At 70.5% G+C, this 19,796-nt stretch carries 11 protein-coding genes; 10 read left to right on the top strand and 1 reads right to left on the bottom strand.

Going from position 1 to position 19,796, the window contains the following annotated elements; translation table 11 throughout:
- Positions 1-6 precede the first annotated feature (6 nt).
- Entirely contained in the window at positions 7-489 is a 483-nt protein-coding gene (locus LSF15_RS00990; protein WP_232496661.1) for an Lrp/AsnC family transcriptional regulator, read from the bottom strand.
- Between the two features lie 140 nt (positions 490-629).
- Between LSF15_RS00990 and LSF15_RS00985 the strand changes: the two genes are divergently transcribed.
- The 10 genes from LSF15_RS00985 (at position 630) to LSF15_RS00940 (ending at position 19,794) form a co-directional block, all read left to right on the top strand.
- Positions 630-1,823 carry an FHA domain-containing protein gene (locus LSF15_RS00985; RefSeq protein WP_232496660.1) on the top strand — a complete coding sequence of 398 codons (1,194 nt, stop codon included), beginning with the start codon at positions 630-632 and terminating at the stop codon, positions 1,821-1,823.
- Positions 1,820-2,647 (top strand): PP2C family protein-serine/threonine phosphatase, encoded by an 828-nt coding sequence (locus tag LSF15_RS00980; RefSeq protein ID WP_232496659.1) that lies wholly within the window; start codon positions 1,820-1,822, stop codon positions 2,645-2,647. The genes LSF15_RS00985 and LSF15_RS00980 overlap by 4 nt, the downstream gene beginning before the upstream one ends.
- A gap of 138 nt (positions 2,648-2,785) precedes the next feature.
- Positions 2,786-4,207 (top strand): serine/threonine-protein kinase, encoded by a 1,422-nt coding sequence (locus LSF15_RS00975; protein ID WP_232496658.1) that lies wholly within the window; start codon positions 2,786-2,788, stop codon positions 4,205-4,207.
- Complete coding sequence (locus LSF15_RS00970) at positions 4,207-10,110, top strand: Ig-like domain-containing protein (RefSeq protein WP_232496657.1); 5,904 nt, start codon at positions 4,207-4,209, stop codon at positions 10,108-10,110. The genes LSF15_RS00975 and LSF15_RS00970 overlap by 1 nt, the downstream gene beginning before the upstream one ends.
- 8 nt (positions 10,111-10,118) lie before the next feature.
- A complete protein-coding gene (locus LSF15_RS00965; RefSeq protein ID WP_232496656.1) occupies positions 10,119-11,090 on the top strand; it encodes an AAA family ATPase in 972 nt (323 codons plus the stop codon).
- Positions 11,087-12,412 carry a DUF58 domain-containing protein gene (locus LSF15_RS18960; RefSeq protein WP_232496655.1) on the top strand — a complete coding sequence of 442 codons (1,326 nt, stop codon included), beginning with the start codon at positions 11,087-11,089 and terminating at the stop codon, positions 12,410-12,412. Before LSF15_RS00965 ends, LSF15_RS18960 begins: the two co-directional genes overlap by 4 nt.
- Positions 12,409-14,706, top strand: a complete 2,298-nt coding sequence (locus LSF15_RS00955; protein ID WP_232496654.1) for a transglutaminase TgpA family protein — start codon at positions 12,409-12,411, stop codon at positions 14,704-14,706. Before LSF15_RS18960 ends, LSF15_RS00955 begins: the two co-directional genes overlap by 4 nt.
- Positions 14,703-15,353 (top strand): zinc-ribbon domain-containing protein, encoded by a 651-nt coding sequence (locus tag LSF15_RS00950; protein ID WP_232496653.1) that lies wholly within the window; start codon positions 14,703-14,705, stop codon positions 15,351-15,353. Before LSF15_RS00955 ends, LSF15_RS00950 begins: the two co-directional genes overlap by 4 nt.
- Positions 15,354-15,477: 124 nt before the next feature.
- Complete coding sequence (locus tag LSF15_RS00945) at positions 15,478-18,492, top strand: FtsK/SpoIIIE domain-containing protein (RefSeq protein ID WP_232496652.1); 3,015 nt, start codon at positions 15,478-15,480, stop codon at positions 18,490-18,492.
- A gap of 87 nt (positions 18,493-18,579) precedes the next feature.
- Positions 18,580-19,794, top strand: a complete 1,215-nt coding sequence (locus LSF15_RS00940; protein ID WP_232496651.1) for a polyamine ABC transporter substrate-binding protein — start codon at positions 18,580-18,582, stop codon at positions 19,792-19,794.
- Positions 19,795-19,796: the final 2 nt, after the last annotated feature.

The following is a 19,796-nucleotide window of genomic DNA, read 5'->3' as shown; positions in this document are numbered from 1 at the left end:
CCCTTTCTAGCGAGTGCCCCAGTTGTAGAACTGCTTCTGGAGCTTGAGGTACACGAACGTCTCGGTCGCGCTGACGCCGCTGAGATTGCGGATGCGGGTGTTCAGCAGGGTGATGAGCTCTTCGTCGTTCTCGCACACCACCTCGGCGAGCAGGTCGAAGCTGCCCGCCGTGAGCACCACGTAGTCGATCTCAGGGATCTCGGCCAGCTGCTCGGCCAGGACCCGGGTGTCGCCCGCGGCGCGGATGCCGATCATCGCCTGCCGGGTGAACCCGAGCTGCATCGGATCGGTCACCGCGACGATCTGCATGACGCCCGAATCGGTGAGTTTCTGCACGCGCTGGCGAACCGCCGCCTCCGAGAGCCCGACCGCCTTGCCGATGTCGGCATACGAGCGTCGGCCGTCGGCCTGCAGCTGCTCGATGATCGCCTTCGAGACATCGTCGAGCTGCACGGCGCGATTTCCGTTGGAGCGACCTGCGTTCGTCATTGCTCGATTGTGACAGTGACGGATGTCTCAGGCAAGGGATTCCGTCGTGTTCGCTCGGTTTGACGACTGATTCCATGCTTTTCGAGCGATCTGACAAGCGTGCTGCCACGGCAGATGCCGCCGGTGCCAGACTGAACGACATGCCCCGAGGTTCTGTCACGAGCGCCGCGACGGCGGGCGCGTCCGCGTGGGACGTGATCGTCGGCGACCGGTTCATCGTCGTGTTGGCCGCGCCCGCGCCCGATGCGGTGCTCGCGTCGCTCGCCGAGGCCGCGAGTGAATCCGCCCCAGGGCTCGAGGAGATCGTCGGCCGGCTCCCATTCGGCGACGTCGACTCCATCGAGTCCTTCGCACTCGTCTGGTGGCCCGGCGACGAACCGTCCGAGTTGACGGCCGTCGTGCGCGGCGACGCGGTGGTCGACCTCGAGTCCCCCGGGGGGAGTCGAAGGTTCGACGCACGCGAGATCCGACCGTGGCTGCTGGCCGAGTTCCACGATGTCACGCGGCTCAGGCTCACCGGTGCCGACGCTTCGCTCGAACCGCTCCGCGGCGGCGAGCCCGTTCGGCACGCCCGGGCGAGTCTGCGCGCGTCGGCGGTGGAGTGGACGCCGGCGACCGACCCCGAGCCGACCAAGCCCGTCACGCTCGTCGCCGCGCCCGGGAATCCCGATGCCGCGTTCGCGCCGGTGGACGGCCGTCCGCCGGCCCCCGATGCGCGGACCGGAACGTCGCCTTCGGTCGACGCCGACACGGTCATGCTCGGGCGGTCCCGGGTCGACGCCGACACGATCATCGTGCCCCGCCGACAGCTCGGGCCGGGCGGTGGCAGCTCGGCGCCGCTCGTCCGCGATCCAACTGCCGCGGGTGCGGCGAACGGGCGGGGCGAGGCGAGCGCGGGCGACCTCGGCTCCGGCGAGACCGCCGGCGATCCGGCCCTCATCGCGACCGTTCCTCAGGTGCGCATCGCGGGCGGACCGGTGCGCTCGGTCACGACGCCATTGCTCATCGGTCGCCGGCCGAGCCCGCCGCGCATCGCCCGCGTCGGCGGAATCCAGCCCGAACTCGTGACGGTCGAGTCGCGCGGAGGATTCATCTCGGCGACGCATCTCGAACTGCGCGTCGAGGGCACGCGTCTCGTCGCGACCGACCTGAGATCGACCAACGGCACGACGCTCCGATCCGCCGGCGGCGCGCGACAGCGATTGAGATCCGGCGAATCGATCGTCGTCATCCCGGGCGCGGAACTCGACCTCGGGGACGATACGATCATCGAGATCCTCCCTCCCCGAGGCGACGATCGAAGGACCCGACCAGACAGCAGGCTGCAAACTTGACGCAGATAGGCAACGGCAACGCCCGGCATCGCGTCTCGCTGCCCGACGGCACCGAGATCACACTCGCGTGGGCGGCGAAGACCGACACGGGGCTGCGTCGCGAGGTCAATGAAGACAGCTTCATCGCGCAGTCACCGATCTTCGCCGTCGCCGACGGCATGGGCGGGCACGCCGCGGGCGACTTCGCGAGCGCTGCGGTCGTCACCCGCCTCGCCGAGCACGGCGGAAAGCCCGTCATCGGAACCGCCGACATCGACGCGTCGCTCGACCGGGCCGTGCAGGACATGAGCCGCGGTGCGGGAGTCACCGACGAGGGCAGCGGAACGACGGTCACCGGCATCGCCCTCGGCATCATCTCCGACGAGCCGGCGTGGATCGTCTACAACATCGGCGATTCCCGCGTCTACCGGCTCGTGGGCGGGGTGCTCGAGCAGCTCACCACAGACCATTCCATCGTGCAGGAGCTCGTCGACGCAGGGCAGATCACGAGAGAGGAGGCCGACACGCATCCGCACTCCAACGTGATCACCCGCGCCGTCGGCTTCCACGAGGCACCGATCCCCGACTACCGAGCCATCGCGATCGAGCCCGGCATGCGCCTGCTGGTCTGCTCCGACGGACTCACCAAAGAGCTCACCTCGTACGGCATCAGGCACTTCCTAGTCGCGAACGAACGGGCCGAGAAGGCCGCCGCGCAGCTCATCGATGCCGCGCTCGGCAACGGCGGTCGCGACAACATCACCGTCGTGGTGGTCGATGTGCTGGCCGTGGCGCGCCCGACTGCCGGCGAGCGGTCGGAGGGCGGCGAGACCGCTCGAGCCTGACGGAGGTCCAGGCGCTCGGCCGTTGCATTGTGCACAGGACGGTTCCGCGACGGCGGGCCCGACCTACAATGGTGGAAAATCCGGGCCCGCCGGCTCCGGCGGACGCTCCCCGAACACGAGACGCATGCTGGGAGGATCGTGTCGCGCCGTCTGCCATCCACGCCACCGAACCTGCCGGGGTTCGAATTCGTGCGCGTGCTGGGCTCGGGCGGATTCGCCGACGTCTTCCTCTACGAGCAGAACATGCCGCGCAGGCTGGTCGCGGTCAAGGTGCTCCTCGCCGGAGTCGTGAACGACGACATGCGCCAGATGTTCCAGGCCGAGGCGAACCTCATGGCCCAGCTGAGCTCCCATCCGTCGATTCTCACGGTCTACCAGGCGAGCGTCGCTGCCGACGGCAGGCCCTACCTGGTCATGGAGTACTGTTCGGCGTCGATCGGCCAGCGCTACCGGGCGACCCAGCTGCCGATCGCCGAAGTGCTCTCGATCGGGGTGCGCATCGCGAGCGCCGTCGAGACGGCGCACCAGCAGGGCGTGCTGCACCGCGACATCAAGCCGTCGAACATCCTGACGACGGCGTTCGGCCACCCGGTGCTCTCGGATTTCGGTATCGCCGCGACGCTCGGCCAGGTCGAATCGAGCGACACGGTGGGGCTCTCCATTCCGTGGTCTGCACCCGAGGTGCTGCACGACGAGGTCTCGGGCACGGTCGCCAGCGAGGTCTGGTCGCTCGGGGCGACCGTGTATTCGCTCCTCGCAGGCCGGAGCCCGTTCGAGATCACCGGCGGCGACAACGGCACGGCGGCGCTCATGGCACGCATTGCGAAGGCCAAGGTCCCGCCGACCGGCCGCGACGACGTGCCGCCGAATCTCGAGGCGTTGCTGGCCCGAGCCATGTCGCGTGATCCTCGTGCCCGTCAGACGAGCGCGGTCGAGTTCATCCGCGACCTGCAGTCCATCGAGGCTGAGCTCGGGCTTGCGCAGACCCCGATCGAGGTCGTCATCGACGACTGGGCGCTCGTCACCACGATCGATGACGACGAGCGCACTCGCGTGAGCCGAGTGCATCCGGTGACCGTCGGTGGCGGTCGGCGTCGGCGCCGCGGTCCGACCGCCGCAGGCGCCACTGCGGGTGCTGGTGCGAGCGCGACCGAGTCGCGTTCGCGCGAGACGAGTTCGTCGAGCACGGCGAGGGGCGTGCGACGAGTTCCGCACCTGGCCTGGGGCGTGTCGCTCGTCGCGGTGCTGCTGCTCGCGCTGTCTGGGGCGGGCGTGTGGGCGGTCGTCCAGGGCACCCGGTCGACGCCCGTCGTGAGCAACGTGCAGGGCACGGTCGTCGGAACGGTCGTCACGTTCACCTGGAGCGACCCCGGTCTCCAGGCCGGCGACGTGTACATCGTCTCGATCGACGGTGTTCCATCGCCGGTGCAGCGTGAGGGCAACTTCACCCTCGAGGTGGCCGATCGCGATCGCGTGTGCGCGACGGTCGTCGTGAGTCGTGACGGCAGACCCGGGCAGCCGAGTATCGAGCGCTGCGTCGATGTCGTGGGGACCGGCTGATGGTGCCGCTTCGTCGACTGAACCGCCACCGCTCCGCGATCGTCACCGCGGCGGCCGTCGGAGCCGTCGTCGCGATCGTCGGGGGCATCGCGATCACCTCTGGAGGATACTCGGCGCAGCGCATCGACCTCGGCGACGCTGCGGTGTGGGTTGCGAACGACGCGCGGCAGTCGATCGGGCGCGCGAGCACGGCCGCATTCGAACTGAACTCCCTCGTCGAGACCGGTGGCGGCCGGGTCGAGGTGGCACAGGCAGGGTCGGCCGTACTGGTGCTCGATCCAGAGCGCGCGAGCGTCGAGATCATCGACGTGACGACCTCGTCGCCGACCGAGCAGCCGGTGGCCGTTCCGCCCGGCGCGACGGTGACGATCGCGGGGACCCAGGTCGTCGTCACCTCGGCAGGCGACCTCTGGACGTCGCCGATCGACGACTTCGCCGACTTCGATGCCGGCGGCGAGCCGCAGCTCTCGTTCGGTCCCGAGGCGCTGATCTCGGTCGACCCTGCGGGCAGGCTCTTCGCCTACACGCCGACGACCGGTGTGGTTCGAGCAGTCAACGCGGCTGACTCGGGCACCATCGCGCGGAGCTGGGAGATCGCGCCCATCACCGACGATCGCGAACTGCAGCTCAGTTCAGCCGGCGGAACGTGGGCGGTGCTCGATCCGAACGAGCGAACACTCACGCTGCCCGGCCGCGAGCGAGTCGACCTCACCGGGGTTCTCGCCGAGGGCGACGAAGCGGTGCTCCAGCTTGCGTCGGCCGACGGCGACGAGGTCGTGGTCGCCGATCGTCAGGGGCTCATCGCAGTGGGCATCGACGATGGCGTGGTGCGAACGCTGGTCGGCGGTCGATCGGGAACCGCCGTGGCACCGGCCGTTCACGAGGGATGCGTCCACGCGGCGTGGGGCAGGGGCACGGTCTGGCGGTCGTGCGCGCCCCCGAACGGTCGACTCAAGGAGCTCGACGGTGCCACCGGCCTCGCGGACTTCGAGTTCATGGCGAACGGGAGCGCCCTCGCACTCAACGATCGTCGCAGCGGGAACACCTGGGCGGCGAGCGCCGACTACGAGCTCATCGACAACTGGAAGCAACTGCTCGACGAGCAACGCGATGAAGAGGAGGTCGAGCAGAACGATCCCAACACGAAGCCGACGGTCGAGAAGAGCCAGATTCCGCCGGTGGCGGTCGACGACACCGAGTTCGGCGCCCGCCCCGAACGGTCGACACTGCTTCCCGTCATCCTCAACGACTACGACGCGAACGGCGATGTCCTCGTCGTGGACTCGATCGTCGCCGACCTGCCCGAGTGGGCGACGCTCGACGTCGTCTCCGACAATCAGCAGCTGCAGTTGACGCTCGGTCCCGAGGCCTTCGGGTCGGTGTCCTTCGACTACGTCGTCAACGACGGTCGCGGTGGAACGGCGCAGGCGCACGTCGAGGTCACGGTCCGCGAGCCCGACGAGAACGCGGCGCCGGTGCAGAAACGAACAACCGCGAGCGCCGTCGCAACCGGCGGACGGGTGACGAGCGCCGTGCTCGGAGACTGGGTCGATCCAGATGGAGATCCCTTCTTCCTCCAGCAGGCGTCGATCGATGCGCCCGACGCGGTCTCGTCGACGGCCGAGGGCGTCGTGGTGGTCGACGCCCTCGGCGAGCGGGGTGGAGACCGTACTGTCGCACTCCTCGTCTCCGACGGCCGTGACCAGGCGTCGGGCAGGCTCGAGGTCGAGGTTCTCGAGCCGGGCAACGTTCCGTTGATCGCCGACCCGTTCGTGGCGCTCGCCACCGCCGGCCAGGAGATCCGAATCGATCCGCTTCGGCACGTGCGCGGCGGCACCGGTACCGTCGAACTCAGCGCGGTCCCCGCGAAGCCGAATGTGGAGCTGACGCCCGACTACGACCGCGGAACGGTTCGCTTCACGAGCAGCTCGGTACGCACGCACTACATCGAATACTCCGTCACCGACGGCGACGAGACGGCCACCGGGGTGGTGCGCGTCGACGTCTCGGCGCCGCCCGACCGCGACACCAAGCCGATCACCGTGCCCCACACGGCATACCTTCGCACCGGGCAGCCGGTCGACGTCGACGTCCTGGCCACCGACATCGACCCGACCGGCGGCGTGCTCGTGGTCACCGCGGTCGACCCCGACCTCGCGAGCGAGGGCGTGACGGTCGAGATCATCGAGCACCGGCTGCTCAGGGTCACGCTCACGAGACCGCTCGCCGCGGGGTCGATGGTGTTCGGCTATCGCGTCAGCAACGGACTGGCCGAGGCGGAAGGCGAGGTGACGCTCGTCGAGGTGCCGGTGCCCGCCGTCGCCCAACCGCCCGTCGCGGCGCCCGACGTGATCTCGGTGCGCACCGGGGACGTCGTCGACATCCCCGTGCTCGCGAACGACGAGCACCCCGACGCCATGCCGATCACGCTCGCGCCCGTACTCGCAAAGGAGCCCGCCGAGGGGCTGCTCTTCGCCTCCGACGATCGGCTGCGATACTTCGCGCCGCCACGCGCCGGTGAGTACGAGGCGACGTATCGCATCGAGGCGGCCGGGCAGTATGCCACTGCGACGGTCGCGATCTCGGTCAAGAACCCCGACCCCGAGACGAATGTGGAGCCCGTTCCGGCCACGGTGACCGGCCGGGTCATCGCGGGCGAGACGGTGCGCATCCCGGTCCCGCTCGGCGGTGTCGACCCCGATGGCGACTCGGTGCAGCTTCTCGGCCAGTACTCGAACCCCACGCGCGGCACCGTCGTCGAGACCGGGCCCGACTGGTTCGAGTTCCGCGCCGGCGAATACTCGGCGGGTGCCGACCAGTTCCAGTATTCGGTGGTCGACGCGATGGGCGCTCGTGCGAACGGCACGGTGCGCCTGGGCATCGCTCCGCGCAGCACCGGCCCGCAGAAGCCGATCGCCGTCGAAGACGAGATCACGGTGCGGCCCGGTCGCACCATCTCGGTTCGCGTGCTCGAGAACGACTCCGACCCTGCGGGCGGCGTGCTCACGCTCACCGATGTCGAGTCGATCACGGGCGGAGCGACGGCCGTCGTCGTCGACGACTGGATCGAGGTGGAGGTTCCTTCGGGCGAGGCCGACTACGGCTTCATCTACACCGTAGAAAACGAGCAACTCGGCCAGGCGACCAATTTCCTCAGGATCGAGGCGCGAGACGATGCGCCGCTCGCGCGCCCCGAGGCGGCCGACACGGTGCTCGGTCTCAGCGACATCCTCGGAGAGGAACGGATCGACGTTCCCGTGCTCCGGAACGTGTTCCTCGCCGACGGCGATGCCGACGCGCTGCGAGTGGGCCTCGTCCCGGGATACTCACGCGGTGCCGCGGTGAATCCCGACGGCTCGATCCGCGTCGACATCGAAGACCGGCGGCGCATCATCCCGTTCACGGTCAGTCACCCCGAAGACCGCTCGGTGGTCGCGCACGCGTTCATCTGGGTACCGGGTCGCGACGATGCGCTGCCGCAACTCCGAAAGGACGCGCCCCGTGTCGAGGTGCACAGTGGCGAGGAGGTCGAGCTCGAGCTGGCGGACTTCGTGATCGCCGCGTCGGGGCGCCCGGTCGTGATCACCGATGAGGCGAGCGTGCGAGCGACGCACAGCGACGGCACCTCGCTCGTGGTCGACGACAACACCCTGCGGTTCCGCAGCGAGGAGACCTACTTCGGTCCGGCGTCGCTCTCGTTCACCGTCACCGATGGGTCGTCTCCCGACGATCCCGAGGCACGCACGGGAACGATCGTGATCCCGATCGAGGTGCAGTCGACGGTGAACCAACCTCCGTCGTTCATCGGGGGCGTGATCGAATTCGAGCCGGGCGAATCCAAGACGCTCGACCTCGTCAAGCTCACCAGGTACCCGTACCGCGACGCTGCAGACGAGCTCGAGTACCGCGTGCTGCCGCCGCCGGCCGACGGGTTCGAGGTATCGCTCGACGGTGACGAGATGACGATCACCGCATCGATCGACACGCCCACCGGCATGCGCGGCTCCGTCGGAGTGGGCGTCGCCGACGCGCGTGCCGACGGCGACGGGGGTCGAATCGAGTTGCGCGTCGTGCCGTCGACGAAGCCGATCGCGCGCCCGGTCGCCGATGTCGCCGTCGTCACCCGCGGCACCTCGACCTCGATCGACGTGCTCGCCAACGATGAGGCGACCAACCCCTTCCCCGATACGCCGCTGCGCCTGGTCGGAAGGGTGAACGGCCTCGAAGAGGGTGCGCTGCCGCGTGGCGTGCGCATCGTTCCGGACGAGTCCGGGTCGACGCTCTCGGTGACCGTTGCGCCCGACGCCGACCCCGTCAACACGACGCTGCAGTACCAGGTCGCCGATGCGACCGAGGAGTCGTCTCGCTACGCCTGGGGTACAGTGACGATCTCGGTGCAGGATCGCCCCGATCCCGTCACTGGCGCCCGGGTCACCGGCTTCGGAGACGGCACCCTCGATGTGGCGTTCGGGGCCGGCGCGTTCAACAACTCGCCGATCACCGGGTACGAGATCGCCCTCGTCGGCCCCGAGTCGGGTGACGTGCTGAGCGCATCGACGTGCGAGGCGACGACGTGCACGGTCGCGACGCCGGGCAACGGTCAGTCCAACGCGGTCGTCGTCCGGGTGCGTGCCCAGAACGGGATCGGATACTCCGACCCCGTCGCCGTGCCGGGCGCGATCTGGTCCGACGTGATTCCGTCAGCGCCCGCCGGGCTCCGCGCCCTTCCGCGCGACGGCCGGCTCCGCATCGAATGGGCGCCGGTCTCGACGGGTTCCGGCAGCGCCGTGCGCTCCTACGTGGTCACCGTCGGCGGTGTCTCGAACGAGGTCTCGGCCGGGGCTGCCTGCACGGCGAGCTTGTGCGGCGCCGACTCGGGGTCGCTCGAGAACGGCAGCCGGGTGCAGGTGAGCGTGAGTGCACGCAATGAGGCATACCCGGCGTTGGCGTCCTGGACCGAGTCGGCGACGACGGGAACGCCCTTCGGCCCGCCCATCCCGGGCGGGATCCAGGTCGACCCCGACGCAGCGGCCGGGGCGGTGTCGGTCTCGTGGTCGCCGTTCTCGGCCAATGGCGACGCGGTGCTCGGCTACTACGTGCAGCAACTCGTCGATGGTGCGTCGGGGGTGCCGAGCGGACCGCAGGCGTGCACGGTCACGACGCCGGCCCCGGGAAGTGTGGTGGCACCGAACAGCGGCGGCATCGTCGCCGAGACCGTGTCCATCTCGGCCGACTCGCCGACGACCTTCCGGTTCCCCGGGACCTCCTCGGACTCGACGAGATACTCGTTCGTCGTCTGGGGTTACAACCGTGCGGGTTGCGTGAGGACCGAAGTCGCGGGAACGGTCGTGCGACCGGGTCCCGGCGCCGTCACCGACGTGCGCAGCGGCATGGAGTACAACGGCCTCGAGACCTGGGACCGCTACATCAACGGCGTCGACGTCTCGGCGCCTCGCGTCCAGATCGTCGCCGTCGGCGCGAACGGCGCGCAGATCGCCGGCTCGAACCGGGAGTTCCGCGGCACGGGCTGGCTGCGCGACATCTTCAGCGACCCCAGCCGGTTCGCATTCGGCCAGACCGCCCGCTTCCAGGTGCGCGGGTGCACCGAATGGGGAACGTGCGGACCCTGGTCGCAGGTGATGCCGAGCGGCGAATCGCCCTCGCTCACCTTCGCGCTGCCGAGCCGCGTCTGGAACAGCACCGCGAACACGTGGTCGTGGACGACGCCGCCCGACAACTCGGGGCTGCCCGTCACGTTCCGGTGCGGGATCGACGGCCAGCAGAACAGTCGCGTCGCGCAGACCGCGACGAGCTGCCACATCCCCGAGGCGAGGCCGGGCGACACCGTCTGGTTGGATGTTGAGGTCGCGGGCATCAGCGCTCACTACACGACCACGAGTTAGGAACGCACATGACGATGACCGCCGAAGAGGCCGCAGCATTCGCGGCAACGCTCGACCGACTCGTCGGCGCGGTCGAAGAGGTGCTCCTCGGCAAGAACCGCGTGATCCGGCTCGCGTTCACCGCATTCCTGAGCGAGGGGCACCTGCTGCTCGACGACGTGCCCGGCACCGGCAAGACCTCGCTCGCTCGCGCCATGGCCCAGTCCGTCGCCGGAACGAGCAACCGGGTGCAGTTCACGCCCGACATCCTCCCGGGCGACATCACCGGCGTCACGGTCTACGACCAGCGCAGCGGGCTCTTCGAATTCCACCCCGGTCCCGTCTTCGCCAACATCGTGCTCGCCGACGAGATCAACCGCGCGAGCCCGAAGACCCAGTCGGCCCTGCTCGAGGTCATGGAGGAGGGGCAGGTCACGGTCGACGGCCAGACGCACCCGGTGGGGCATCCGTTCATGGTCATCGCGACGCAGAACCCGGTCGAGCAGGCGGGAACCTACCGGTTGCCCGAGGCGCAGCTCGACCGGTTCCTCATCCGTTCGTCGATCGGGTATCCCGACCACGCCTCCACCATCCGCATCCTCGAGGGTGCCGACCAGCGGGCGCACGACCAGCGCGTCGACGCGCAACTCGACGCCGACGAGATCATCGAGCTCGCTGCGCTCGCCCGCACGGTCTACGTCGACCCGACCATCCACGACTACGTGTCGCGGCTGGTCGACGCGACCCGCACCGCGGGCGAGGTGCGGCTCGGCGTGAGCGTGCGCGGCGCGCTCGCGCTCATCCGCACGGCGAAGACCCACGCGGCCGGTCGCGGCCGGCACTACGTCGTGCCCGACGACATCAAGGCGCTCGCAGAACCGGTGCTCGCGCACCGCATCATTCTCGACCCCGAAGCCGAGTTCGACGGCGTCACGGCGTCGAACATGATCGCGCAGGTGCTCATCGAAACGCCGCCACCCTCCACGAGGCAGGCCGTGTGACCTTCGCCCAGACCCACACGAGCATTCCCGAGGAGGCCAAGAAGCGCGGCCTGCTCGCGGTGGTCATCGAGCGTGCCCTGCTCGGCGCCCGTACCGCCGCGGTGGCGATCCGGCGGGGGGCACGAGCAGTGCGGGGCGTCGTCACGCCGCTCGGGTGGTCGGTCATCGCCGCCGCGATCGTCGCGATCGTCGTCGGGTACGGCTGGGGCTTGCTCGAGATCATCGCCATCGCCTGGGGCCTCGTCGTGATCGTCTCGGTCGCGGCACTCTGGCTGATCGGCCGGGGCGCGGGCGAGCTGCGGTTGCTGGTTCCGACGCCACGGGTGGTCGTGGGTGAGCCGGCCCTCGCGCGCCTCGTCGCGGCGAACCCCGGTCGCCGTGGATTCCGCGGCGTCCAACTCGAACTCCCGGTCGGCGCGAGGGTCTTCGAGCGCGTCCTCCCGAGACTGGCGCGCGGGAGTGCGTTCGACGAGCAGTTCGCCATCCCGACCGATCGGCGCGGCATCGTCCCGATCGGCCCCGTGCGGACGGTGCGCGCCGATCCGATCGGGCTCATGCGGCGCGAGATCGTGTGGTCCGAGATGGCCGAGCTCCGGGTGCATCCGCGCACGGTGTCGATCAGCGCGCTGAGCACCGGATTCATCCGCGATCTCGAGGGCTTCCCGACTCGCGACCTCACCTCGAGCGACATCGCGTTCCACGCGCTGCGCGAATACGTTCCCGGCGACGATCGACGCTACATCCACTGGCGCAGCTCGGCGAAGACGGGCACGTTCATGGTTCGGCAGTTCGAGGAGTCGCGTCGCAGCCGGCTCATGATCCTGCTCGACCTCGAACCCGGAGCGTACGTCGACGACGCCGAGTTCGAGCTCGCGGTCGGCGCGGCGGCCTCCGTCGGCGCTCGGGCGATCCGCGACGCCCGCAGCGTCTCGTTCGTGGTGTCGGGGCCGCGGTCGGCGAGCGGCAGCCGGCTCGGCGGGCCGATGCGCGAGCTGCCCACCGTCTCGCGGGATCGGCTGGTCGACGCGCTCTGCGTGATCGAGCGCGAGCCACGGGCGGCGTTGCTGCCCGATGTCGCGCGCAGCGCGGTCGAGACATTGCACGGCATCTCCCTCGTGATCCTCGTCACCGGCACCGCCCGGGGCATCGCCTCGCTGCGTTCTGCGGCGGGCCGGGTGCCCGCAGGGGTCGAGGTGCTCGCGGTGCAGTGCTCGCCCGAGGGTGAGGCGAGCTCGCGCACCGTCGCCGGCCTCACCGTGTTCGACATCGGCTACCTCGAAGACCTGCGGGCGATGCTCGCACGAACGGCGTCGGTCGCATGATCGCCCGGGCTCCGGCAGGCGCCGATCGGTTCGCACCGACGGCGGTGACCGTCGTGCTCGTCGTCGCGATGCTCGGTGCGGCGATGATCCCCTGGTGGCCGATCTACGAGAGCCCTGCGTTCTTCGTGGCCGCGGGCGCGGCGATCGTCCTCGGATCTGCGATCGGCGTTGTCGGTGCCTGGCGCCGATGGCCCGCCTGGGCGGTGGTGGCGGGGGTCGCCGCAACGTACCTCGTGGTCGGCGTTCCCGTCGCGGTTCCCGATCGGGCCGTGCTGGGCGTGCTGCCGACGCCTGCGGGCCTGCTCGAGCTCGTGACCGGGGCGGCCCTCTCATGGAAGCAGCTCGTCACGATCGCCGTGCCCGTGGGTTCGTACCAGGCGCTCCTGGTTCCGCCGTTCCTGCTCGGACTCGCATGCGCGACCGCCGCCGTGACGATCGCGCTTCGCAGCCGCCATCCCGCCGCGGCGGTGATTCCACCGGCGGTGCTGCTCCTCGCGGGCATCGCGCTCGGCGTCGTCCACACCGGCATCGCACTCCAGGCGGGCCTGGTGTTCCTCGTCACCGTCGTCGCATGGCTCGTGCGGGTCGCGATCGCGAAGCGCCGGGCGATCACCCGCGGCCGACGCGTCGACGGTGCCGTCGCCGACGCGCGGCGCGTGTTCGGGGCATCCGCGCTCATCGCCGTCGCGCTCATCGGTGCGACGGCCGCGTCACTCGCCCTCCCGGGCCCGCAACGGAACGTCGTGCGAGCAGAACTCGAGCCGCCGTTCGAGCCTCATGAGCACGACAGCCCGCTCGCAGGGTTCCGTGCGGCATTCCGCGAGGAGGTCGCGGACGAGACCATGCTCGAGGTGACGGGGCTGCCACCGGGCGCCGGCCTCCGCATCGCGGCGCTCGATACCTACGATGGGGTCGTGTACACGGTCGGCGGCCGTGACGGCAACACCCTCTCGGGGCGGTTCGCGCGCGTGCCGTACCGACTCGACCAGTCCGACGCGATCGGCACCACCGTGGATATCGCCGTCGACGTCGAGGGCTACGACGAGGTGTGGGTGCCCGGTATCGGCCAGCTCGAGCGAATCACGTTCGAGGGACGCGACGCCGTCGCGCGCACCGACGCGTACTACTACAACGACGTCACCGGTACCGGCGCGACACAGCACGGACTCCGGTCGGGCGAGTCGTATGAGGCCACGTCGACGGTGCCGGTGCCGATGCCGGTGCCCGACCTCGCCGAGCTGCAACCCGGGACGAGCGTGCTGCCGGCGACGCCCGACCTGCCTGAGGAGCTCGAGAGCCTGCTCGAGCGGTGGGCCCCGGCATCCGGCGATCAGGGCCTGCGACTGTCCCAGGTCATCGCCGGCTTCCATGAGCACGGGTACGTCAGTCACGGTCTCGACGATGAGGAGTTCAGCCGATCGGGGCACTCGCTCGACCGGCTGAGCGAGCTCGCCACCAAGCAACCGATGCTGGGCGACGGCGAGCAGTACGCCGTGGCGGCGGCCCTCATGGCGCGGCGCATCGGGTTCCCCGCCCGCGTGGTCGTCGGTTACATGCAGCCCGAGAAGCCGACCGACGACGCGGCCGGGGTGACGCGCTTCCGCAGCGCCGATCGCCAGGCGTGGATCGAGGTGCAGGACGATGACGGCGCATGGGTCGCCGTCGACCCGAACCCGCCGCCGGGGCCCGTGCCGCCCCCGGAAGCCACCGAGCCCAACATCGTCTCGCGGCCCCAGTCGGCCCTGCCGCCTCCGGCGGAACGCACTCCGGTCGACGACTACGACGCCGACCCCGACGCAGCGCCCGACGACGGCGACGGCGCCGGCGACGAGTGGCTGGCGGTGCTGCTCGGCGTGCTCGAGATCGCCGGGTTCGTCATCCTCGGGCTCGCGGTGCTGGTGAGCCCGTTCCTGGCCATCATCGTCGCGAAGCTGCGGCGTCGCCGGCTGCGGCGGCGCGCACCGACCGCGGTCGAGCGCATCGAGGGCGGCTGGGACGAGTTCGCCGACATCGCGTCCGATTACGGATATGCGATCTCGCCGACGGCGACGCGCGCCGAACAGGCGGCGACGGTCGGCGGGCTCGGTCCGCTCGTGCTCGCGTCGGTCGTCGATCGTGCGGTGTTCGCGCCGAACGGCCCCGGTGACGACGACGACCACCGCGTCTGGCACACGGTCGATGATCTGGCGCAGCGTCTGAGCGAGTCTCGCAGCACCCGCGACCGGCTTCGCGCCGCCGTCTCGTTGTCCTCGCTCGGCGGGTACGCTGTCACGCGGAGGGGAGGCCGAACGTGAGCTGCCGAATCTGCGGTGCGGAGCTGCCCGACGGTGCCATGTTCTGCGGCGAATGCGGCAGCTCGACGAGCGCGACGCCCGAGTCTCGGCGGCGCGCCGACCCACGGCCGGGCGACACCACGATCCTCGATCCCCTCGAGCGTCCGTCGCGCCGCAACAGCGGCGTGGTGAGCGTCCCGGTCGATGGATTCCGGGCTGCGACCGCCATCGAGTCCGGTGCCGAGCCGGCCATGATCGGGTCCGATGGGGCAGACACCGCGATCGATTCGGATGTCGCGCCCGACGCCGAGGCGCAGCCCGCGACTTCGGCCCCGGGGCATCCGTCGCGGTTCGTCCTGAAGTTCAGCACCGGCGAGACGCGAACGGTCTCCGGAAACGGCCTCATCGGCCGGCGCCCGTTGCCGCAACCGGGCGAGCATTACGACCATCTCGTGCAGATCGCCGACCGCACCCTTTCGGTCTCGAAGACCCACCTCGAGTTCGGCGAACACGAGGGCACCCTGTGGGTCGCCGACCGGTTCTCGGCGAACGGCACGGTCGTGCGGCGCCCCGACGATGGAGCGTTGCGCTGCGAGCCCGGGCGACGCTATCTCGTGCCGCGCGGAAGCCGGGTCGAGCTCGCCGAGCAGTCGTTCGTCGTCGGCTGATCTGATCCCGGCCCCCCTCGAGCGCGCCGGTCACTCGTCCTCGACAGGAACGCTTCGCCGGCGGTTCCGCACGGCTGCGCCGATCGGGCGTGCTCGCGGCGTCGGCAGCTGATCGGATGTCTCCGTGCGCCCGCTCGAACCCACCGAACCGCCAGTCGTCGATCTCCCGCTCGCGTTGCCCTCTCCGCCGGGCGAACCCGAGCGACCCGCATTCCCGCTGCTCGCGGTGCTCGCACCCGTCGTCGGAGCGCTGGCGCTGTGGGCGATCACCGGGTCGCCGTTCTCGCTCGTCTTCGCGATCCTCGGCCCGGTGGTGGCGGTCGCGTCCGTGTTCGACGCGAAGCGGCAGGGGCGCGCCCGACTCCGGCGGGCTCGTGTCGAGCGCGCCCGCAGGCTCGATGAGCTCCGCGCCGAGATCGAGGTGCGGCATGAATGCGAGCGTCGCGCCGCGTGGCGCAGAGCTCCGTCACCCGCCTCCCTCGTCGCGCGCACGACGCCGCCCGCGTGGCAGGGCGGCCCGCTGCCGGCCATCGTCGTGGGCAGCGGACCGATACGCAGCCACCTGCGCGTCGACGGCTCGCCGACCGACTCCGACGAGCGCCAGCTGTTGGCTCGGGCCGCATCGCTCGAGGGCGCGCCGGTGCTGGCCGATCCATACGGAGGCGTCGGCTTCGTGGGTGCACGCCCGCTCGCCCTCGCTGCCGCGCGAGCGGCGCTCGTGCAGTGCGCCCACCACGGGGTCCCCGGTGAACTCGCACTCGAGCTTCCCCGCTCCACCGAGTGGGAGTGGGCCGCGCGACTGCCCCACTCGGGCACGGGCACCGAGCGGCTGCGAGTGCTCGACCGCGGCGGCGGCGGTGCGCCCGCGAACGAAGCCGATCCGCCGAGCAGGTTCGGATCCCGGTCGAACGGCCGCGCGACCGGGGGCACGGCGCTGATCGCCGTCGCCACCGAGACGTCGGCGCTGCCTCCCGGACTTCAGACGATCGTCCACGTCGACGCACCGGGTTCGGCGTTCGTGCGGCGCCCCGGCGGCGTTCCACCGGCGCCGGTGGTGCCGGCCGTCACGGGTGCGGCCGACGCACTCGCCTGGGCTGAGGCGTCGACTCTCGTCGCCGAACGCGCCGGCGTGGCGACGGCCGGCGCCGAGCTGCCCGCTCGCGTGGTGCTCGGCGAGCTCGATCAACCGGTCGTCGACCGTGCATCGCGGGCATCGCTCGCGGTCGCGGTCGGCGCGGCGGGCGCGGGCCCGCTCGTGATCGACCTCGTGCATCACGGCCCGCATGCGCTCGTCGCCGGCACGACGGGCAGCGGCAAGAGCGAGTTCCTGCTCTCGTGGCTCACGGGGCTCGCGCGTGCGTACCCGCCCGATCGTGTCGCGTTCCTGCTCGTCGACTTCAAGGGCGGAGCCGCGTTCGAGCCGATCCGCGAGCTCCCGCACGTGACCGGAATCGTCACCGATCTCGATGAGGGCGAGGCCGAGCGTGCGGTGATGAGCCTTCGTGCCGAGCTGCGCCACCGCGAGCGCGTGCTTGCGCAGGCCGGTGCCCGGGACATCCGCTCGCTCGATGCCGGAATCGAGTTGGCCCGGCTCGTCCTCGTCGTCGACGAGTTCCAGGCCATGATCGAGCGATTCCCCGACCTCGGCTCGGTGATCGCCGACATCGCGGCGCGCGGCCGATCACTCGGCGTGCACCTGGTGCTCGCCTCGCAGCGGCCCAACGGCGTCGTGCGCGAGCAGATCACGGCCAACTGCGCGATCCGGGTGTCGTTGCGGGTGATGCAGCGCACCGACAGCCTCGCCGTCGTGGGCACCGAGTCGGCTGCCGAGATCGCGCCCGACACCCCCGGTCGTGGCATCGTCGATCGCGGCGACGGGCGCGCGATCACATTCCAGTCGGCGGTCGCCGATGTCGCGGCGCTCACCGGGGCGCGGGTCGCGAACGCGGCGGGGGCCCGGGCTCGACGGCCATGGCTCGATCCGTTGCCGAGCCGTGTCGGGCGCGACCGGCTCGTTTCGCTCGTGCGATCCGCCGGCGGTGCCGCGGATGCGGCAGCACCGCGCACCGCCGCTGCCGACACCGATGGATTCGCGATCGGCCTCGCCGACGAACCGCACCACCAGCGCCGCAGTCTCGCGACGTGGACGCCTGCGGCCGATGGGCACCTCCTCGTGCTCGGCGCACCCGGAAGCGGCCGCACCGGAGCGCTGGCGGCTGCAGCGGGGGCCGTGGCCGCGGTGCACGGCACCGCTTCGGTGCTCCTGCTCGACGGCGCGCGAAGTGCGGTGTGGGATACGTTGCACGGCCTGCTCGCGGCGGTGCGCGGCGGCGGCGACTGCCCGCGGCTCGTCGTCATCGACGACCTCGACGTCCGGTTCCGGTCGTGGCCCGACGACTATCGCCTGGCCGCGCTCGACGCGGTCGAGGCGTTGCTCCGCGAGGGGCGTGCACGGGGGCTCTGGGTCGCCGCGGCCGTCTCGCAGGGGCATGGGCTGGGTTCGGGGCTGCGCGACGCGTTCGGAGCGCGCCTGCTGCTGCACCATGCCACGAGGTCGGATCTCGTGCAGTCGGGCGGGGTCGGCGGTCTGTGGCGCGCCGACGAGCCGCCCGGTTCGGCCCAGTGGCGTGGACTTCGGGTGCAGGTGGTCGAGGCCGAACCGATGCCGCAGCCCGAGGCCGGCGGTGAGCGGCCGCTCGTGCTGCAGGGCGGCGGAGTCCATGCGGTCGTCGCTGCCGGCACGAGCGCTGCAGCGGCGGCGATCCGCTCGGCCGGCGCGGTTCCGATCCTCATCGCTTCGGGGGCGGATGTCGCGGGGCGCGCGGTCTCCGCGGCTGCCGGTCACCCCGGGCCGACCGTGATCGTCGGCGACGCCGACGCATGGGCTGCGAACTGGGCCATGGCCGCGCGTATCCGCGAGGAGGCCGTCATCGTGGTGCACGGCGGCGCACCGGAGTATCGGGCCCTGATCAGGGACCGAGCGTTGCCCCCGCTGCTCGACGAGGGCGGTGGCCAGTGCTGGGCGAGTTTCGGGGGAGCGCCCGCCCGGCGGTACGACTGGCCGCCGACCATACAACCGAATCCGGCGTGGGAAGCCGAGCGAGGCACTGAATCCGAATCGAATGTTCCCGAAAATTAACGATTCGGACATTATTGGGAGCAAATGGGCCTGCAGTGTGTCAGTATCTTCCCACCCCGAATGAGCCTGCAACGAATGGAGTCGCTCGTGAGCCCCCGGCCTCTTCCCCAAGACCCGATGATCCGCAGCCTGATCGCGCAGGCGCGCCGAGCACAGCTGAACCGCCGTACTCTGCTCGCCGGCGCGGGAGCCGGCGCGACCGCGCTGGCACTCGCGGCGTGCTCGGCCGGTGGCGGCGCAACGAAGCCCACGCCCGCCGCCGACACGTCGTCGACCGACAAGACGCTCAACTGGGCGAACTGGGCGGCCTACATCGACGAGGACGACGCCGGCAACTACCCGACGTTGGTCGCGTTCACCGAGGAGACCGGCATCGAGGTCAACTACGAGGTCGCCGTCGACGACAACAACACCTACTACGGCAAGGTGAAAGACCAGCTCGCACTGGGCCAGGACATCGGTGCCGATCTCTCGGTGCTCACCGACTGGATGATCGCCCGCTGGATCAGGCTCGGCTACGGGCAGGAGCTCGACCACGCGAACCTGCCGAATCTCGCGAACCTCACGCCTTCACTGCAGAATCCCGACTTCGATCCCGAGCGCAAGTTCTCGGTGCCGTGGCAGGGCGGCTTCGCCGGCATCGCCTGGAACAAGGAGGCGATCCCCGGCGGGCTCTCGAGCGTGTCCGACCTCTGGGATGCGTCGCTCAAGGGCCGTGTCGGCGTCCTCTCCGAGATGCGCGACACGATGGGCTGCATCATGCTCGAGCAGGGCGTCGACATCGCCGGCGACTGGGGCGACGCGGAGTTCAGTGCGGCGATCGAGGAGCTCGACAAGCAGGTCGCCGATGGCCAGGTGCGCAACATCAAGGGCAACTCGTACCTCGAAGACCTGAAGAGCGAAGACACGCTCGCCGCGATCGTCTGGTCGGGCGACATCACGGTGATCAACGCCGAGGCCGGCGACAAGTGGGAGTTCGCGATCCCATCGGCGGGCGGAACGCTCTGGAACGACAACTTCATCGTGCCGATCGGCTCGCCGCGGAAGACCAACGCCGAGACGCTCATCAACTACTACTACGAGCCCGAGGTCGCCGCCGAGGTGGCCGCCTGGGTGAACTACATCACCCCGGTCGTCGGTGCCAAGGAGGCCGCGATCGCGATCGACCCCGAACTCGCGGAGAACCAGCTGATCTTCCCGAATGAAGAGACGCTGTCGCAGGCGCACATCTTCCGCTCGCTCTCGGGTGCCGAAGAGCAGAAGTACCAGGCCGAGTTCCAGGCCATTCTGCTGGGGTCGTGAGC

It is taken from the genome of Agromyces humatus (assembly GCF_021228295.1).
GTDB lineage: Bacteria > Actinomycetota > Actinomycetes > Actinomycetales > Microbacteriaceae > Agromyces > Agromyces humatus.
The sequence above is the reverse complement of the archived record's forward strand: the minus strand, read 5'-3'. Positions and strand labels throughout refer to the sequence as shown.